This is a genomic window from Vibrio sp. KUL70, assembly GCF_059725515.1.
In genome coordinates, this window is sequence record NZ_AP045834.1 from 592,647 (window position 1) to 610,645 (window position 17,999).

Consider the following 17,999-nt stretch of genomic DNA (forward strand, 5'->3'; position numbering starts at 1 on the left):
TTAGAAAGTTAGAGTAAGGAAATACTTTTCCAGATGGGGTTATAGCTCAGCTGGGAGAGCGCTTCGCTGGCAGCGAAGAGGTCATCGGTTCGATCCCGATTAGCTCCACCATCTTTAAGTGTTCTTCCTTAAGAATCTTTAAAAATGGTTACTTCATTAAGAAGTGATTAGCTCTTTAACAATTTGGAAAGCTGACTGATTACTTAATTGGTTTTCACTTTGAAAAGTGAAATCAAACAGCTCAAGGCTGTGATTAAGTTAATCAAATTTAAAAGTTCTCAATGTTTATCCCTTCTTAGTTAATAAGAACGGTATAAACACAACACAAACACATTCAAGTGTCTTGTATTCGAATCAATGTTTACATTGATTCACCATTGAGTCCGGCAAACACGTAATAAGAATTAACCCTTCTTGTTACAACCAAAAACCTTGGTTGCTCGTTTGTCTTCACTTTTGAAAAGTGAAAGCAAATAAGTCATCAACTCGAAACTTCTTCGGGTTGTATGGTTAAGTGACTAAGCGTACACGGTGGATGCCTTGGCAGTCAGAGGCGATGAAGGACGTATTAACTTGCGATAAGCCCAGATTAGGTAGTAAAAACCTTTTGAGTCTGGGATTTCCGAATGGGGAAACCCACTTACATAAGTAAGTATCTTGTTGTGAATACATAGCAACAAGAGGCAAACCGGGGGAACTGAAACATCTAAGTACCCCGAGGAAGAGAAATCAACCGAGATTCCGAAAGTAGCGGCGAGCGAAATTGGATTAGCCCTTAAGCTTTTAATGATGCAGGTGAAGGCTCTGGAAAGTGCCGCAATAAAGGGTGATAGCCCCGTAACCGACACATCATAATCAGTGAAATCGAGTAGGGTGGGACACGTGATATCCTGTCTGAATATGGGGGGACCATCCTCCAAGGCTAAATACTACTGACTGACCGATAGTGAACCAGTACCGTGAGGGAAAGGCGAAAAGAACCCCTGTGAGGGGAGTGAAATAGAACCTGAAACCGTGTACGTACAAGCAGTAGGAGCACCTTCGTGGTGTGACTGCGTACCTTTTGTATAATGGGTCAGCGACTTATATTCAGTGGCAAGGTTAACCGTTTAGGGGAGCCGTAGGGAAACCGAGTCTTAACTGGGCGTTCAGTCTCTGGATATAGACCCGAAACCAGGTGATCTAGCCATGGGCAGGTTGAAGGTTGAGTAACATCAACTGGAGGACCGAACCGACTAATGTTGAAAAATTAGCGGATGACTTGTGGCTAGGGGTGAAAGGCCAATCAAACCTGGAGATAGCTGGTTCTCCCCGAAAGCTATTTAGGTAGCGCCTCGGACGAATACTACTGGGGGTAGAGCACTGTTAAGGCTAGGGGGGTCATCCCGACTTACCAACCCTTTGCAAACTCCGAATACCAGTAAGTACTATCCGGGAGACACACGGCGGGTGCTAACGTCCGTCGTGGAGAGGGAAACAACCCAGACCGCCAGCTAAGGTCCCAAAGTATAGCTAAGTGGGAAACGATGTGGGAAGGCTCAGACAGCCAGGATGTTGGCTTAGAAGCAGCCATCATTTAAAGAAAGCGTAATAGCTCACTGGTCGAGTCGGCCTGCGCGGAAGATGTAACGGGGCTAAGCTATACACCGAAGCTGCGGCTGCACACTTTAGTGTGCGGGGTAGGGGAGCGTTCTGTAAGCCGTTGAAGGTGGTCTGTAAGGGCTGCTGGAGGTATCAGAAGTGCGAATGCTGACATGAGTAACGATAAAGGGAGTGAAAAACTCCCTCGCCGGAAGACCAAGGGTTCCTGTCCAACGTTAATCGGGGCAGGGTAAGTCGACCCCTAAGGCGAGGCCGAAAGGCGTAGTCGATGGGAAACGGGTTAATATTCCCGTACTTCTTACAATTGCGATGGGGGGACGGAGAAGGCTAGGTGGGCCTGGCGACGGTTGTCCAGGTTCAAGTACGTAGGCGGAAGAGTTAGGTAAATCCGGCTCTTCATTAACGCTGAGATACGATGTCGAGCCACTACGGTGGTGAAGTCATTGATGCCATGCTTCCAGGAAAAGCCTCTAAGCTTCAGATTGTAAGGAATCGTACCCCAAACCGACACAGGTGGTCGGGTAGAGAATACCAAGGCGCTTGAGAGAACTCGGGTGAAGGAACTAGGCAAAATGGTACCGTAACTTCGGGAGAAGGTACGCTCTTATCGGTGAAGTCCCTCGCGGATGGAGCTGACGAGAGTCGCAGATACCAGGTGGCTGCAACTGTTTATTAAAAACACAGCACTGTGCAAAATCGTAAGATGACGTATACGGTGTGACGCCTGCCCGGTGCCGGAAGGTTAATTGATGGGGTTAGACTTCGGTCGAAGCTCTTGATCGAAGCCCCGGTAAACGGCGGCCGTAACTATAACGGTCCTAAGGTAGCGAAATTCCTTGTCGGGTAAGTTCCGACCTGCACGAATGGCGTAATGATGGCCACGCTGTCTCCACCCGAGACTCAGTGAAATTGAAATCGCTGTGAAGATGCAGTGTACCCGCGGCTAGACGGAAAGACCCCGTGAACCTTTACTACAGCTTGGCACTGAACATTGACCCTACATGTGTAGGATAGGTGGGAGACTTTGAAAGCGCGTCGCTAGATGTGGTGGAGTCGTCCTTGAAATACCACCCTTGTAGTGTTGATGTTCTAACGTTGGTCCCTGAATCGGGATTACGGACAGTGCCTGGTGGGTAGTTTGACTGGGGCGGTCTCCTCCCAAAGAGTAACGGAGGAGCACGAAGGTGGGCTAATCACGGTTGGACATCGTGAGGTTAGTGCAATGGCATAAGCCCGCTTGACTGCGAGAATGACAATTCGAGCAGGTGCGAAAGCAGGTCATAGTGATCCGGTGGTTCTGAATGGAAGGGCCATCGCTCAACGGATAAAAGGTACTCCGGGGATAACAGGCTGATACCGCCCAAGAGTTCATATCGACGGCGGTGTTTGGCACCTCGATGTCGGCTCATCACATCCTGGGGCTGAAGTCGGTCCCAAGGGTATGGCTGTTCGCCATTTAAAGTGGTACGCGAGCTGGGTTTAGAACGTCGTGAGACAGTTCGGTCCCTATCTGCCGTGGGCGTTGGAAGATTGAAGGGGGCTGCTCCTAGTACGAGAGGACCGGAGTGGACGAACCTCTGGTGTTCGGGTTGTCATGCCAATGGCATTGCCCGGTAGCTAAGTTCGGAATCGATAACCGCTGAAAGCATCTAAGCGGGAAGCGAGCCCTGAGATGAGTCTTCCCTGGCACTTTAAGTGTCCTAAAGGGTTGTTCAAGACTAGAACGTTGATAGGCAGGGTGTGTAAGCGCTGTGAGGCGTTGAGCTAACCTGTACTAATTGCCCGTGAGGCTTAACCATACAACACCCAAGGGGTTTTGATGGACTCAAAACTGTTGTTTCTGCTTTAAAAAGCAGAGGCAAACAAGAACACTTGAATGAGTTTAAGTAAGAACTTTTAATAGCTTTCCGAATTATTTTACCTTTAGCTTTTTAAAAGCTGAAAGTAATAAAAGAATTTGCTTGGCGACCATAGCGTTGTGGACCCACCTGATTCCATGCCGAACTCAGAAGTGAAACGCAATAGCGCCGATGGTAGTGTGGGGCTTCCCCATGTGAGAGTAGGACATCGCCAGGCTCCTATTTATTTTCACTTTTTTATGAAAAAGTGAAGACAAAAAGTATGGAGACTTGCTCAAAGCAAGTAAACCACTGCGGAGTGGTAGTTCAGTTGGTTAGAATACCGGCCTGTCACGCCGGGGGTCGCGGGTTCGAGTCCCGTCCACTCCGCCACTTATTCAGACAAAGTTAAGTCTTTAAAACAACTACAGGGGTGTAGCTCCAATTGGCAGAGCAGCGGATTCCAAATCCGCGTGTTGGGAGTTCGAATCTCTCCACCCCTGCCATATCCAAGGCTCTAGTCGAAAGACTGGAGCCTTTTTCTTTGGCGGAAGAAAAGAGCTGCGGATTCTGCCACTACCAAAAGCGCGCGTGTTGGGAGCTGGAGTGCCAGCCCAGTCGACTCTCTCCACCCCTGCCATATCCAAGGCTCTAGTCGAAAGACTAGAGCCTTTTTACTTTCTGGTGCTGAGGTAGATCGCTATCTCCAAGTGATAGAAGCTATCCTGTTACTCCAATTAAACCTCTCCCTCTCTCTATAAATTTAGATCGGCGCTTACCATTACGAACTGAATACCACGTATCTATTCCCTACTTATCAACAAAGAAGGATCTCTGAGCCCAATTTTGCTCGTATAAGTTCGTTGTTAGATTTTGTTTTTATGATATTCAGCTATGCTCATAATCATGGGCTGACTTTATGGTAAGAGTAGTGAAAGGAGTAAGGGATGCAAATGAAGTGGGGGAGTGGTTTGCTATCGCTCTTACTATGTACGTCATCACAAGCTATCCCAACTCAATGGGAAGGGGTGGATAGCCCTACAAGTAATCAAACTAGCTCAATAGGTTCCTACGCTAACGGGTGCTTAGATGGTGCACAGGCGTTACCTCTAGAAGGTGTGGGTTACCAGGTTATACGTCCTCAGAGAAAGCGATACTACGGCCATACCGATGCGATTAGGTTTGTAGAAGCACTTGGAAAGACCGTCAATGATAACCTTAATCAAGTACTGATGATTGGTGATATTTCACTCCCTCGCGGGGGGCGATTTTCTTCAGGCCATTCGAGTCATCAAACAGGGTTAGATATTGACATCTGGTTAAGGCTGAATAATAAAAACCTCTCTTTGAATCAACTTGCGGTTCCCACTCCGATAAGCGTGGTTGATTTAACTAACTACAAGTTACGCACCTCAAACTGGCAAGATAATCACTTTGAAGTTCTTAGATACGCGGCAAAAGATCCTAATGTTGCCCGTATCTTTGTTCACCCTGTTATAAAGCAAACACTGTGCGATCAAGAATCAGCACAAAATGATGAGCGCAATTGGCTTGGAAAAATAAGACCTTGGTGGGGCCATCATTCGCATTTTCATGTCCGTCTACATTGCCCTGAAGATGCGACTCGTTGCGTCGAGCAAAAAGCGCCACCGGAAGGGGATGGGTGTGGCTATGAGCTAGCGAGTTGGGCGCCGAAACAGATTCCTGTACCTCCACTGAAGAAAATAGTGAAATCAAAACCAAAGAAAAAAAAGGTGATGCCAACTTATTGCTCAGCTGTCATTGCTAATTGAGCACCTCAAACAAAATTACCAGTTTCTGATTAGCGTCAGAAACTGGAGAAATGTCACACTTTTGTCTAGAGTGAGTAGAGAGTAAATAAGAATATCGTTTGATATTTAATCTTTCACAATCCGACAAAAACAAAAACAGAGTCGAAGTGGCATAGTTGGGTCATAACAAGAATGTTTTTGGGGTGACAAATAGGACTTACACGTCGTATATAAGAATTAGAGTCTTGATACCCGTCGATATGTAATTCGAGGACAAAAACCATGACAATGATTTGTGCGAAGGAGTTTTCTGAGTGGTTAAGGCATAGATTTAGCAGTGAGGTTTCTGGTGTCTCTTTAACGCGAGAAGATTTGAATAGCTTAACAGGGAGACAGCGCGTAGACCCCGGGTTTATCAATGATGTGCATTATGAGCTGATGCAGTATGGGATGGCCTTCGTAACCGACACAAGTAGAGAGAATTTTTATCTTGTGCATGTTTCCAAAACATCCCATTGGAGAGAGCGCTTGGAGTATCAATTCGAAAAAGATTTGTTCTGTAATATTTATCCGATAGAAAAATCCGGATAGAAAAAAGGTTCAACTTAAGTCCAAGTTGAACCTTTTTATTTTTAGGTGAGGCCTTGAATGATGACGAACTTCTCTAGAAGTTGATCATCGGTTTCGATGTGATTCGGGTCTGTAATGATACATTTTGTAATCGGACATACAGACTGACACGTCGGCTTTTCGTAGTGACCTTTACATTCAGTACAGAGATCAGGATCGATCTCGAAGATCGTATCACCCATAGTAATTGCACCATTTGGGCACTCAGGGTCACACATATCACAGTTAATGCACTTGTCAGTTATTAGCAGAGCCATTGCTTACTTCTCAGTCTTTTAAGTACAGTTACTTACCTGATGCGTTGCGTGTGTCTTGGCCTTCGCTCAAGTTACGCATCAACAAGCCGTACTCTAAGTCTAGATCGGCTGGCACAGGAATAAATACAAAGTGACCGTTACCTTTCGCGTCTTCAACTGCTTCAGACTTACGGTTTTCCATCATCTCTAGTGTGAAAACAACGTTACCTTTCGGCGTCATCATTTCTAAGCTGTCACCTACTAGGAATTTGTTCTTCACTTCTACTTCCGCTAGGTCGCCACGGCGTTTACCTGTGAATTCACCAACAAATTGTTGAGTATCAGAGATAGAGTAACCGTACTCGTAGTTCTGGTAAGTATCGTGAGTGTGACGACGTAGGAAGCCTTCAGTGTAGCCACGGTGCGCTAGGCTCTCTAGTGTACCCATTAGGCTTTCATCAAATGGCTTGCCCGCGACAGCGTCATCGATCGCTTTGCGGTAAACTTGTGCTGTACGAGCACAGTAGTAGAAAGACTTAGTACGGCCTTCGATTTTCAGTGAGTGAACACCCATCTTCGTTAGACGTTCAACGTGCTGGATTGCTCGAAGGTCTTTTGAGTTCATGATGTAAGTACCATGCTCATCTTCAAACGCAGCCATTTTCTCTTCAGGCTTGTGTGACTCTGAAAGTAGAACCACTTCATCTGTTGGTTTACCTAGACCTAGTGTGTTGTCTGGACGTTCGTCTTGAACTTCAACATCTTGAATCTCAACACCAGTAGGGTTTGCTTCAACGATTTGACCGTTTTCGTCTTCTTTTGCCGCTTCTGTTTTGTATTCCCAACGACAAGCGTTAGTGCAAGTACCTTGGTTAGGGTCGCGCTTATTCATGTAACCAGAAAGTAGGCAACGACCAGAGTACGCCATGCAAAGTGCACCGTGAACAAAAATCTCTAGTTCTGTTTCAGGGCAGTGTTCGCGGATCTCTTCGATCTCTTCAAGTGATAGTTCACGAGATAGGATGACACGCTCCACGCCTTGTGTAGCCCAGAATTTTACCGTTGCCCAGTTCACAGCGTTAGCTTGAACTGAAAGGTGGATTGGCATTTCAGGGAATGCTTCACGAACCATCATGATAAGACCAGGATCAGACATGATAAGAGCGTCTGGGCCCATATCAACAACTGGCTTAAGGTCGCGAATGAACGTTTTTAATTTAGAGTTGTGTGGCTGAATGTTACATACAACATATAACTTTTTGCCTTGAGCATGAGCTTCATCGATACCGATTTGTAGGTTTTCGTGGTTGAACTCATTGTTACGAACGCGAAGGCTGTAACGTGGCTGGCCCGCGTAAACTGCATCTGCGCCGTAGGCGAATGCGTAACGCATGTTTTTAAGGCTTCCTGCCGGTGATAATAGTTCAGGTACAAATGGTTTTTGTGTTGTCATTGCTTCGTTCTCTAGTCTGATCTCAAGTCAGGTTGATACCACCAAGTGATATCAAAGGGGCGCAAATTTTACGCTAAAATGAGTTTGGTTGATAGCCCTAAAGATAGCAATGATATTAAGAAGAGAGGGAAGGGGTAAATATACAGCGGGAAATGTAGGGAAAATAAGCTCAGGTACGGTGCACCTGAGCTTTGAAGTTACTGATTAAGCGTTCGGTTGAGTTAATCCACCTAGTGATTCGAACAGGTTCGGAAGGAACACGCTGAACTCACCACATAGTAATGAGAAATCTGCATCAAAGCGTGCAGCTTGGTCCTCACGAGGAATATCGTCGTTCTCATCTTTAAGTTCATCGCTGAACTTCAGGCGTTTGATACTGCCGTCTTCAGCCAGGATGAATTCAATGCGATCTTGCCAGTTGATAAGCAGCTTGGTTACCACCTTGTTCGCTTCAATGTGGTTTTTAATCTCGTCGGCTTCTAGCTCTTGTTTCTTAACTCGAACAATACCACCGTCTTCTTGGATTGATTTAAGCTCAGCTTCGTCAAGCATCGTAATGCCTTGAGGAGTATCGCCTGACTTAACCCATTCGGTTAGTGTTGTTTCGATCGCTTGCTCAGGAATTGCAGGAACAACTGGTAGGCTACCCATTGTTTTACGCAGCAAAGCTAACACGTCTTCTGCTTTTTTGTAGCTGCTTGCATCAACAACAATGAAGCCTTCTTTTGGCATGATCAAAGCGTAAGTGAAGTTACTACGGCTGAAAGCACGCGGAAGAAGATCGATGATGATATCTTCTTTAATGCTGTCTTTCTCTTTTTTCTTCACGGGTTGGCCTGATTCAATTTCAAGCGCTTCTACTTTGGCGTTCAACGTCTCTTTGATCACTGAAGCGGGTAGCATCTTCTCTTCTTTTTTTGCACAAATCAGAATGCGGTTTTCAGAGACATGCGTCATCATGTCACCGTGCTTACCCATAGCGTGAACCCAACCAAACTTTTGTTTATCTTGGCTGCCGCAAGGTGTGAAGCGAAATTCTTCTAGCTGTTTCTCTAGCTTGTCTGCATTGAACTCAATATCACGATTGAAGCGATACACTAGGCAATTTTTAAACCACATATACTTTTTCTCATACCTTTTTAGAAGTGGTCCATCATAGGGGATTTGAACGAATTTGTCGTTAATTCGGTATCAAAACTTCCAAAGTGAAACGATTGAGACAGTTATATTAAAATTTGTTTTCAATGGTCACAAAAGTGTCATAATTAACTCTGATAATGCAATGCGTTGATTAAATACAAAGGCTATTCAATTATGTCGAGAAGGATTCTGGTCGTTGAGGATGAAGCACCAATTCGTGAGATGTTGTGTTTTGTGCTTGAACAAAAAGGCTACCAAGCAGTAGAAGCTGAAGATTACGATACAGCGGTGAACAAGCTATGTGAACCTTTCCCAGATCTAGTATTACTAGATTGGATGCTACCGGGTGGTAGCGGTATTAATTTCATCAAGCATATGAAGCGTGAAGAGCTAACGCGCAACATCCCTGTGGTAATGCTGACAGCGCGTGGTGAAGAGGAAGATAAGGTTCGTGGTTTAGAAGTCGGTGCTGATGACTACATCACCAAACCATTCTCACCAAAAGAGTTGGTTGCTCGTCTGAAAGCAGTGATTCGTCGTGTGACTCCAACGGCGCTGGAAGATGTTATTGACGTACAAGGTCTAAAACTTGACCCTGTGTCTCACCGTGTTACCGCGAGTGATGGCCCTGTTGATATGGGACCTACAGAGTTTAAGATGCTGCACTTCTTTATGACACATCAAGAGCGAGTATATAGCCGTGAGCAGTTACTGAATAACGTTTGGGGGACCAACGTGTACGTAGAAGACCGCACTGTGGATGTTCATATTCGTCGTCTTCGTAAAGCTCTTGAAGCGGCGGGTCACGATAAGTTGATTCAAACCGTTCGTGGTGCTGGCTATCGCTTCTCTACAAAAGCTTAATTTATGGCTGCGATGCTCGATTTACGGAGTCCTGAATGGTTGAAAAGTTAACCTGGAAGAAGCTAGCTTGGGAGCTGGCTTTTTTTTACGCACCTTGGTTTATTATTGGCTGGATATTTGGCTACCTACCTTGGTTACTGTTGGTAGCTACCGTTTTGCAGCTAGCATGGCACCTTCATAACCAAATGCGTCTGTCGGCGTGGTTGTGGGATGAAAAGCGATTAACGCCACCTTCAGGCTCTGGAAATTGGGAGTCTCTGTTTAACGGTATCTACCGCATGCAGCAGAGACAGCGCCGTAAGCGCAAAGAGTTAACCAATCTGATTCGCCGTTTCAGAAATGGTGCGGAATCTCTACCTGATGCTGTCGTGGTGTTTCGTAGTGAAGGCAACATTGTTTGGTGCAACAAGCTCGCTCAGTACTTACTGGGCTTTCGTTGGCCGGATGATTCTGGTCAGCCGATCTCGAACCTGATTCGTACTCCAGATTTCATCAAGTACCTTAATAAACAAGATTTCTCTGAACCATTAGAGATGCCGTCACCTCTAAATGTAGAGCGTATGCTTGAGTTACGTATCGTGCCATACACTGAGGGCGAGCACCTAATGGTGGTGCGTGATGTGACTCAACTTAAACAGCTTGAGGGCATGCGTCGTAACTTCTTTGCCAATGTTTCTCATGAACTGCGTACGCCAATGACCGTACTGCAAGGTTACCTTGAGATGACTGAAGACCCAGATATGGTTGTCGGCCCGATGTGGAGCAAAGCTCATGGCGTGATGACGGAACAGTTGAATCGTATGAATAGTCTCGTGAATCAACTGCTGACGCTATCTAAGATTGAAGCAGCGCCAATGCACGAGTTGGATGAGGTGGTCAACGTCCCAGCAATGTTAGAAGTGCTTGAAAAAGAGGCGACCAGCTTGAGTGGTGACAAGGAGCATAAGCTGGAGTTTGACATCGACAAGAGTTTGCGCGTCCTTGCTGATGAAGACCAGCTGCGCAGTGCCATCTCTAATCTCGTTTATAACGCGGTGAAGTACACTCCTGCGGGTGCCACGGTAAAGGTACGTTGGTATCAAACCAGTCAAGGAGCCTGCTTAGATGTCTCTGATACCGGTGAAGGTATTGAGCCTCAGCATCTGCATAGACTGACCGAGCGTTTCTATCGAGTTGATAAAGCTCGCTCCAGGGACACCGGCGGTAGTGGTCTTGGGCTCGCTATTGTGAAGCATGCACTTAGCCATCACGACTCACATCTCGAAATACAGAGTGAAGTTGGCGTTGGTAGCCGCTTCTCCTTTACGCTACCAAGCCGTTTAACTGTTCAATGAGTCAATCGATGAGAAAATTGTCTGTCTCTACTCTTTTACTTGCCACTCTCACCATGAGTGGCATTGTTCATTCCGAGCAAACCACTGAATCACTGCCTGACTATGAGAAAGTTCATGGTATTTCAGGAAGTCTTCTGTCTGTAGGCTCTGATACTTTAGCTGGAATGACGACACTCTGGATGGAAGAGTTCAAGACTTATTACCCAAACGTGAATGCGCAAGTACAAGCGTCTGGTTCATCGACTGCACCGCCAGCGTTAACTGAACGCACGGCACACTTAGGACCAATGAGCCGGCCAATGCGCCTGCGTGAGATTGAAGCTTTTGAGCGGGAGCATGGCTATAAGCCGACCGCACTTAAAGTGGCTATAGATGCGATTGGTATCTTTGTTCATCGAGACAACCCTATTGAGGGGCTCAATTTTCGCCAGATTGACGGGATCTTTTCTCAAACGCTACGCTGTGGTGCCAATCAATCTTACAAAACCTGGCAAGACTTAGGCATTACCGAAACTTGGGCTAAGCACCCATTTCAGTTGTTTGGGCGAAACTCGGTATCAGGGACGTATGGTTACTTTAAGATGAATGCGTTATGCGGTGGTGATTTCAAAAATCGTGTAAACGAACAACCGGGCTCCGCATCTGTGGTGCAGTCGGTCTCATCATCGATCAGTGGGATAGGCTATTCAGGTATTGGCTATAGAGTGGCTGGCGTTAAGCTGATTCCCGTCGCGACTCAAGGTGAAGATTACATCGATGCCACGCGTGAAAACATCATTAATGGCAACTACCCATTGTCTCGCTTCCTCTACGTTTATGTGAACAAGCATCCAGAGAAACCTCTGTCTCCAGTAGAGCAGGAATTTTTAACTTTTGTGTTCTCAAAGCAGGGACAGGAATTAGTTGAGAAGGACGGCTACGTAGCGATTCCAAAAGAGTTTGCCCAACGAGAGCTAGCTAAAGTTGGGCTTTAATCACGCTGTTTTATGACGTTTGGGCTTCGGTATTATCATCGACACTATTATCGTCGAAATTATGGTTATTGAAACTTAGCTGCCAACCGGCTTGATCCCATAGCTCTTGCTCTTGTGCTAAATCAGCAGCGAGCAGCTTATTCTCATCTAACCAATCTGGGTTAGTGCAGCTCAGTTTCCAATGGTCTTTATCTAAGAGATCAATTTTTATATCTAACAGCGGCGCATCATTACGCTGCCCATTCAATAAAATCGCAAGCCTTAAAATTCGGACTAAACCGATGATCTGTTTCTTTTTGAACAGGTTGAAATCGGGCATCTCCTGGATTTTTAAAGACTTACGTTGGAAGCGTGCCAAAGTTGCCATCACCGACTGCTGTTCGCTGTTAAAGCCTGGCATATTAGTGTGTTTTAACAGGTAGGCTGAATGGCGATGGAACCCTTGAAAGCTTATGCTAAGACCGACTTCATGCAGGAGAGCGCTCCAGCTTAGTAAATCAAACAACTGACTCTTTTTCTTGATGCCAAGGGAGTCTTGCAGTTGATGGATGAACTCTAAAGCTTGGCCTCTTACTCTCGCTGCATGTTCTAAGTCGACTTGATGCTTGAGTGCTAAGTTTTCAGTGGTTCGCATTCGAATATCTGAGCGTTGAAAGCGCTCTTCCATTTCATACAGAAGACCTTCGCGAAGTGCACCATCTGAAAAGTGCATCTCTTTGATTGATAGAGCTTTGAAGATACCAGTGAGAATGGCGACACCCGCAGCGAACACGGGTTGACGTTCAACGGTTAAGCCTTTGATATCAATATCTTCAATGGTCTTGTGCTCGCACAAAGTATCGATAAGATGTTCCAGTCTCTTTTCGGTAATGATTGCGTCTTCATACCCTAGACCGATCAACACTTCCTTGATGGCTTTAATTGTACCCGAAGAGCCTAGAGCAACTTCCCAACCATGCTTCTTGTATGACGCCGTTAGCGGTTCGAGGCGTTGTTGTGCAGCGATGATCGCTTTAGAGAAATTCTTTGAAGAGAGTTTGTTGTTGGAGAAATAGCGATGAGTAAAGCTCACACAGCCCATTTGCTTGCTGTTGACAAGTTTGGCTTCAAAGCCTTCGCCAATGATTAATTCGGTACTGCCCCCTCCGATATCAACCACCAGCTTAGAGTCGGACTCAGGTTGCGTGTGGGCGACACCAAGATAAATGAGACGAGCTTCTTCCTGACCCGGTATTACCTCGATCGGGAAGGGAAGAATCGCTCTCGCCCTTTTGATAAAGATGTGAGCGTTGTTTGCTCGTCGCAGGGTATGAGTTGCCGCGATACGAACGTTGTCTAACTCAAAGCCTTGTAAGCGCTCAGCAAACATCGCTAAGCACTCAAGACCACGCGCCATTGCGCTGTTATTAAGGTTGGACTGACTGTCTAAGCCAGAACCTAAACGCACGCGCTGTTTGTGGCGACTAACCAGTTGCAACTCTTGGCCAATGACTTTAGCCACCACCATGTGGAAACTGTTGGAACCCAAGTCTATGGCGGCGACATTTCGAACAGGCGCAGATACCGCGTCTAATGAGAGGGTATCTAGCGGAATATTCGGTTCCTGTTTAGAGGAGGCATCGTTAATTTTGCTCATCGTCTGGCTTGGGTTCCCTGGCTTTTCTAGTGTGTTTTTCGACCTGTTTTAGGTAGTCGTAGATGGCGATTTGTGAGCGAACTTTTTTACGGTTACCGCGTGGAACGTAATTGTTGCTCATCTCTTTATCAATCCACCTTGCTTTAACTGTATCGGTAAAATGGATATTTACAATATCAATAATACGTTGTTTCAAACGTTCATCACGGATCGGTGCGGCGACTTCGATACGATGATCGATGTTTCGAGTCATCCAGTCTGCGGAAGAGATGTAAACCTGAGGGTCGCCATCATTGTGAGTGATAATGACGCGAGGGTGCTCAAGGAAGCGATCAATAATACTAATGATTTCAATATTCTCACTAATACCTTCGACGCCTGGAACCAAAGAACACATACCGCGAATAATCATACGGATTTTCACGCCAGCACTGCTTGCACCGTAGAGTTTATTGATTAGCCCTTTGTCCACGAGGTTGTTCACTTTGAGGGTGATCTGCGCTTTCTTGCCTTCTTTAGCATTTGAAATTTCACCATCGATTAATCGATAGAGCTTTTTACGCGAGTTTTGTGGTGAAACAATTAAATGGTCAAACCGCACCGGTCTGTAGGGGTTCTCGATATAACCAAACACGTTTCGTACTTCGTTGGCCAAGTCTTGATCGGCAGTGAGTAGAGAGAAGTCTGTGTAGATGCGTGCATTTTTTTCATGGAAGTTGCCCGTGCCGACATGTGCATAGCGAGTAATCTCTTCTCCTTCTCGGCGGCTAATCAATATCAGCTTAGAGTGTATTTTCAAACCCGGAGCACCAAAGATAACGTGCACGCCAGCTTCTGTAAGTACCTTCGCCCACTCAATGTTGGCCTCTTCATCGAAGCGAGCTTGTAGCTCAACCACTACGGTAACGTTTTTTCCGTTGTGTACGGCATCAATGAGCGAGTTTAATAGCTTGGAATCTTTGGCTACCCGATAGACGTTGATCTTAATGCTGAGCACTTTAGGATCGAATGACGCTTGGCGGACTAATTCAGTAATATGATCAAAGGTGTGATAAGGGTAATAGAGCAGGATATCTTTCTCTTTGATCGCATCAAAAGTATTATAGTGATGATCGAAATCCGCACACTTCATTGGTGGCAGAGGCTTGTTCTCTAAGTACTCTCGCCCCATGTTTGGGAAGGCAATAAAGTCCTTAAAGTTATGGTAGCGCCCACCTGGAATTAAGCTGTCATAGTTAGACATGCCAAGCTTCTCGCACAAAAAATGGAGCATCTTTTCAGGCATGGTGTGCTCATACACAAAGCGAACTGGCATGGCACTTAATCGTTGTGCAACCCCTTCTGACATCTGCTCTAGCAAGCTATGTTCAACTTCATAACTAAGGTCATACTCTGCATCACGAGTCATTTTCATTGCGTAGCAGTTGAGGCTGTCATATTCAAAAAAGCCCTTGAAAAGATCATCAATACAGTAACGAATGATGTTGTCGAGCAGAATAATGGTCTTACGGCGTTTACCTTTCGGTTCCGGTACTTTGACGAAGCGAGGAAGATGATCGGTTGGTATTTCGATCAAGGCATAACTCGATTGCTGATCTTTTTCTAACTCAACCGTGAGATACGCATACTCATCTTTTAAAAATTGCAATACATCAATTTCATCGGTCATCAGTAGTGGTGTAATGTGAGGCAGGATCTCTTTGCGAAAGTACTTTCGGATCCACTTTATCTGCGACTCATTAAGCTGTGTTTCGTTGACCAGGAAGATGCGTCGTCTCGCCATCTCTAGAATCAGTTCATTGTAGAGTTCATCAAACCTTTGATTGAGTTTTAGCGCTTTGGTTTGCATTTTTGCCAAGAGGTGCTTTGAATTATCATTAATGCCACGCTCTTGGTTAATCAAGATTCGACGTTTGACATCAGCAAAGCGAACTTTGTAAAACTCATCTAAATTGTTGGAAAAAATGCCCAAAAATCGGACTCGTTCTATCAAAGGAACATGTTTGTCTGCGGACTCTTGCAATACCCTCTCATTAAAAGAGAGCCAGCTAAGTTCTTTTTCTATGTAGAGTTTTTCCGCATTCATTAAGACTCTCCTCGATTGACTGACGTGTTTTTTGGGGCTTAAATTATAAAAAATAAGCAGCGTATGCTCATTTTGTTACGGTATTATTGCAATTGAAAGTTTATGCAAAAGTTGCTACTAGTTTCAGTTATTTAATGTGACCTGTAATATAATTGTCATCTAATCGAAATATTATGATATTAGCTCAAAAAAGGTAGATATAAAGATGACCCCTAGCCAATTTTCACTGAAAGAAAAAGACAAGAAACGATGGTTGAAAGACCGTCTTGTCCGTTTTTCTGTGACGTGCGGCGGGGTAAGTGTTCTAGCTGCTTTAGTGCTTATCTTTATCTACCTTGCGATGGTTATCTTGCCCATCTTTTCTGATGCCGGTATTCAAGTGAGTAACAATCGTAAGTCTGTCACTGTAAATAACGCTGTTGCGCTCTCAGTTGATGAATATGGTCAACACGCTTTTACTATTGAAAACTCAGGTAAAGTTCAGTTTTGGGACTTAGTAACGCAAAACTCAGACTCTTATTTTTCTGAGCAGATCACTAAGACTCCGATCGCTTTCGCTCGAAATACGCCTGCAGAAAACTGGTTCGCTTTTGCTACGAAAAGTGGTGATATCACTTTTTTCTCGCCTAAATTCAGTGCGCCACTCTATAAACCAAACAGTGTTGCTGAACCTAAAGTCCAACGCCTAAACACGATTGAACGCTTCTTGCCAGCAACAGGAAGTAACGGAGCTGAGATTGAGCAGTTTGCTTTCTCTCGTCATGGTTCACAACTGACCATCGCGGCTCAATTGACCGATCAACGTTTGTTGGTGAAATGGTTTCAATCTGATCTTCAAGGAAACTATCGCCTGCAGGCGAGTCAATGGCTCTCTACTCAGTTTAGTCAACAAGATCAGATCTTGATGACGCCTGATGGCAAAACACTTTACATGAGAGCCAGCTCTGAACTGACAGTGCTCACGCTTGACGAGCACCATTTCTCTGTCCGGGAGCTGGTGGATTTGAGTTTGAGCGATGAAAAGCATGCGGTGAAGACGATTGATCTTCTGTCTGGTGCTTACTCTCTGCTTGTGACCCATAACGATGGTCAGGTGTCTCAATGGTTTGATGTGCTGAAAGATAAGCAGCGCAGCCTCACTCATATTCGAGACTTCCAATTAGCAGAAGAAGTGCAGTTCATTCTTCCTGACACCTATCGCAAGGGTTTCTATAGCTTTTACAAAAACGGCACATTGCAAAGCCATTACACGACCAGTGAAAAACTGTCACTGTTTGAACGTGCTTTTAATAAGTCGCCGGAGTTGGCCGCGATGTCTGCCAACGAATTGCATTTAGTTGCCTTAATTGATGATGAAATTCGAGTGGCAGCGGTCGATAATGAATACCCTCAAATTTCACTCTCATCGCTTTGGCAGAAGGTGTGGTATGAAAGCTACCCAGAACCGGCTTACGTGTGGCAGTCGACATCAGCGAATGACGACTTTGAAGAGAAATTCAGTTTAATCCCGATCACTTTCGGTACCATAAAAGCGGCGCTGTTCGCGATGCTTTTTGCGACACCGATAGCGGTGTTGGGCGCGATTTATACCGCGTATTTTATGTCTCCAAGAATGCGTCGAGTGGTGAAACCAACGATTGAGCTGATGGAAGCTTTACCAACGGTTATTATTGGCTTCTTGGCCGGTTTATGGTTTGCACCTATTGTCGAGACACACCTCACCGCAGTCTTCTCCTTGATGGTGGCACTGCCGTTAAGTGCGCTGTTAATGGGATTGGTCTGGTACTTGTTACCTCACAGCTTTACCTGTCGATTCTCGAATGGTTGGCACGCACTGATCCTGATACCTGTACTCCTGATTACCATTGTTGGCGTGTTTGTTCTTGGCAGTCAGATCGAGGCGCTTTTGTTTGGCGGGGATATTCGTACTTTCCTTGCTGGATACGGTATTGGCTTTGATCAAAGAAACGCGCTGGTGGTGGGTTTTGCTATGGGCTTTGCTGTTATTCCTACCATATTTACTATCGCGGAAGATGCGATCTTCTCTGTGCCTAAGCATCTCTCTGACGGATCGCTGGCTTTGGGAGCTACCGCATGGCAAACACTGATTTATGTTGTGTTGCTGACTGCGAGTCCTGGTATTTTCTCTGCAATAATGATGGGGCTAGGGCGTGCCGTTGGTGAAACCATGATTGTTCTGATGGCGACAGGTAACACGCCTATTTTGGATTGGAATATTCTAGAGGGGATGAGAACCTTATCTGCAACCATTGCGGTTGAGTTGCCTGAATCTGAAGTAGGTGGCTCTCACTTCCGTTTATTGTTCTTAGCGGCGCTGCTGCTGTTTGTCTTCACTTTCGCCGTAAACTTCATGGCTGAGTGGGTAAGACAACGACTGCGCGACAAGTATCGTGCGTTATAGTGTTCAAGGGGC

The 17,999-nt window shown here is 45.5% G+C and carries 11 protein-coding genes, 3 tRNA genes and 2 rRNA genes; 11 read left to right on the forward strand and 5 right to left on the reverse strand.

Features of this window, described 5'->3' with window-relative positions; translation table 11 throughout:
• Window positions 1-35 precede the first annotated feature (35 nt).
• The 7 genes from AC6I7V_RS02615 to AC6I7V_RS02645 all read left to right on the forward strand — a co-directional run bounded on the left by AC6I7V_RS02615 (window position 36) and on the right by AC6I7V_RS02645 (window position 5,803).
• A tRNA-Ala gene (locus AC6I7V_RS02615) sits at window positions 36-111 on the forward strand.
• Window positions 112-508: 397 nt separating this feature from the next.
• A 23S ribosomal RNA gene (locus tag AC6I7V_RS02620) occupies window positions 509-3,401 on the forward strand.
• 161 nt (window positions 3,402-3,562) lie between these two features.
• Window positions 3,563-3,678, forward strand: a 5S ribosomal RNA gene (rrf, locus tag AC6I7V_RS02625).
• 78 nt (window positions 3,679-3,756) lie between these two features.
• A tRNA-Asp gene (locus AC6I7V_RS02630) sits at window positions 3,757-3,833 on the forward strand.
• Window positions 3,834-3,869: 36 nt separating this feature from the next.
• Window positions 3,870-3,946 (forward strand) — tRNA-Trp (locus tag AC6I7V_RS02635).
• Between the two features lie 447 nt (window positions 3,947-4,393).
• Window positions 4,394-5,233: a penicillin-insensitive murein endopeptidase gene (gene mepA / locus AC6I7V_RS02640; RefSeq protein WP_498011635.1), complete on the forward strand. Its 840-nt coding sequence runs from the start codon at window positions 4,394-4,396 to the stop codon at window positions 5,231-5,233.
• 261 nt (window positions 5,234-5,494) lie between these two features.
• Entirely contained in the window at window positions 5,495-5,803 is a 309-nt protein-coding gene (locus AC6I7V_RS02645; protein WP_255231398.1) for a hypothetical protein, read from the forward strand.
• A gap of 41 nt (window positions 5,804-5,844) precedes the next feature.
• Here the strand turns inward: AC6I7V_RS02645 and AC6I7V_RS02650 are convergent, their stop codons facing one another.
• From AC6I7V_RS02650 to rdgC, 3 genes are all read right to left on the reverse strand, one after another.
• A complete protein-coding gene (locus AC6I7V_RS02650) occupies window positions 5,845-6,099 on the reverse strand; it encodes a YfhL family 4Fe-4S dicluster ferredoxin (RefSeq protein WP_032551266.1) in 255 nt (84 codons plus the stop codon).
• Window positions 6,100-6,127: 28 nt separating this feature from the next.
• Window positions 6,128-7,531 (reverse strand): prephenate-dependent tRNA uridine(34) hydroxylase TrhP, encoded by a 1,404-nt coding sequence (trhP, locus tag AC6I7V_RS02655; protein WP_061033314.1) that lies wholly within the window; start codon window positions 7,529-7,531, stop codon window positions 6,128-6,130.
• A gap of 204 nt (window positions 7,532-7,735) precedes the next feature.
• Window positions 7,736-8,650, reverse strand: a complete 915-nt coding sequence (gene rdgC, locus AC6I7V_RS02660) for a recombination-associated protein RdgC (protein WP_255231397.1) — start codon at window positions 8,648-8,650, stop codon at window positions 7,736-7,738.
• Window positions 8,651-8,845: 195 nt separating this feature from the next.
• Between rdgC and phoB the strand changes: the two genes are divergently transcribed.
• From phoB to AC6I7V_RS02675, 3 genes are read left to right on the forward strand one after another with little or no spacing between them, the layout of a single operon-like run.
• Window positions 8,846-9,535, forward strand: a complete 690-nt coding sequence (gene phoB, locus AC6I7V_RS02665) for a phosphate regulon transcriptional regulator PhoB (RefSeq protein ID WP_032551271.1) — start codon at window positions 8,846-8,848, stop codon at window positions 9,533-9,535.
• 35 nt (window positions 9,536-9,570) lie between these two features.
• A complete protein-coding gene (gene phoR, locus AC6I7V_RS02670) occupies window positions 9,571-10,869 on the forward strand; it encodes a phosphate regulon sensor histidine kinase PhoR (protein WP_498011282.1) in 1,299 nt (432 codons plus the stop codon).
• Window positions 10,870-10,922: 53 nt separating this feature from the next.
• Complete coding sequence (locus tag AC6I7V_RS02675) at window positions 10,923-11,843, forward strand: PstS family phosphate ABC transporter substrate-binding protein (protein ID WP_498011636.1); 921 nt, start codon at window positions 10,923-10,925, stop codon at window positions 11,841-11,843.
• A gap of 10 nt (window positions 11,844-11,853) precedes the next feature.
• On the opposite strand, the gene AC6I7V_RS02680 is transcribed toward AC6I7V_RS02675, so the two are convergent.
• Window positions 11,854-13,350 carry a Ppx/GppA phosphatase family protein gene (locus tag AC6I7V_RS02680; RefSeq protein WP_498011637.1) on the reverse strand — a complete coding sequence of 499 codons (1,497 nt, stop codon included), beginning with the start codon at window positions 13,348-13,350 and terminating at the stop codon, window positions 11,854-11,856.
• Window positions 13,351-13,465: 115 nt separating this feature from the next.
• Window positions 13,466-15,565 (reverse strand): polyphosphate kinase 1, encoded by a 2,100-nt coding sequence (gene ppk1 / locus AC6I7V_RS02685; RefSeq protein WP_261882615.1) that lies wholly within the window; start codon window positions 15,563-15,565, stop codon window positions 13,466-13,468.
• 205 nt (window positions 15,566-15,770) lie between these two features.
• On the opposite strand from ppk1, the gene AC6I7V_RS02690 reads away from it, so the two are divergent.
• Window positions 15,771-17,987 carry an ABC transporter permease subunit gene (locus tag AC6I7V_RS02690; protein ID WP_498011283.1) on the forward strand — a complete coding sequence of 739 codons (2,217 nt, stop codon included), beginning with the start codon at window positions 15,771-15,773 and terminating at the stop codon, window positions 17,985-17,987.
• Window positions 17,988-17,999 lie beyond the last annotated feature (12 nt).

Bases quoted from the DNA above. Each gene is read 5' to 3' on its own strand.
- trhP (WP_061033314.1), bottom strand. From the start codon at position 7,531: ATGACAACACAAAAACCATTTGTACCTGAACTATTATCACCGGCAGGA.
- AC6I7V_RS02645 (WP_255231398.1), top strand. From the start codon at position 5,495: ATGACAATGATTTGTGCGAAGGAGTTTTCTGAGTGGTTAAGGCATAGA.
- AC6I7V_RS02650 (WP_032551266.1), bottom strand. From the start codon at position 6,099: ATGGCTCTGCTAATAACTGACAAGTGCATTAACTGTGATATGTGTGAC.
- phoR (WP_498011282.1), top strand. From the start codon at position 9,571: ATGGTTGAAAAGTTAACCTGGAAGAAGCTAGCTTGGGAGCTGGCTTTT.
- ppk1 (WP_261882615.1), bottom strand. From the start codon at position 15,565: ATGAATGCGGAAAAACTCTACATAGAAAAAGAACTTAGCTGGCTCTCT.
- mepA (WP_498011635.1), top strand. From the start codon at position 4,394: ATGAAGTGGGGGAGTGGTTTGCTATCGCTCTTACTATGTACGTCATCA.
- AC6I7V_RS02690 (WP_498011283.1), top strand. From the start codon at position 15,771: ATGACCCCTAGCCAATTTTCACTGAAAGAAAAAGACAAGAAACGATGG.
- phoB (WP_032551271.1), top strand. From the start codon at position 8,846: ATGTCGAGAAGGATTCTGGTCGTTGAGGATGAAGCACCAATTCGTGAG.
- AC6I7V_RS02680 (WP_498011637.1), bottom strand. From the start codon at position 13,350: ATGGTGGTGGCTAAAGTCATTGGCCAAGAGTTGCAACTGGTTAGTCGC.
- AC6I7V_RS02675 (WP_498011636.1), top strand. From the start codon at position 10,923: ATGAGTGGCATTGTTCATTCCGAGCAAACCACTGAATCACTGCCTGAC.
- rdgC (WP_255231397.1), bottom strand. From the start codon at position 8,650: ATGTGGTTTAAAAATTGCCTAGTGTATCGCTTCAATCGTGATATTGAG.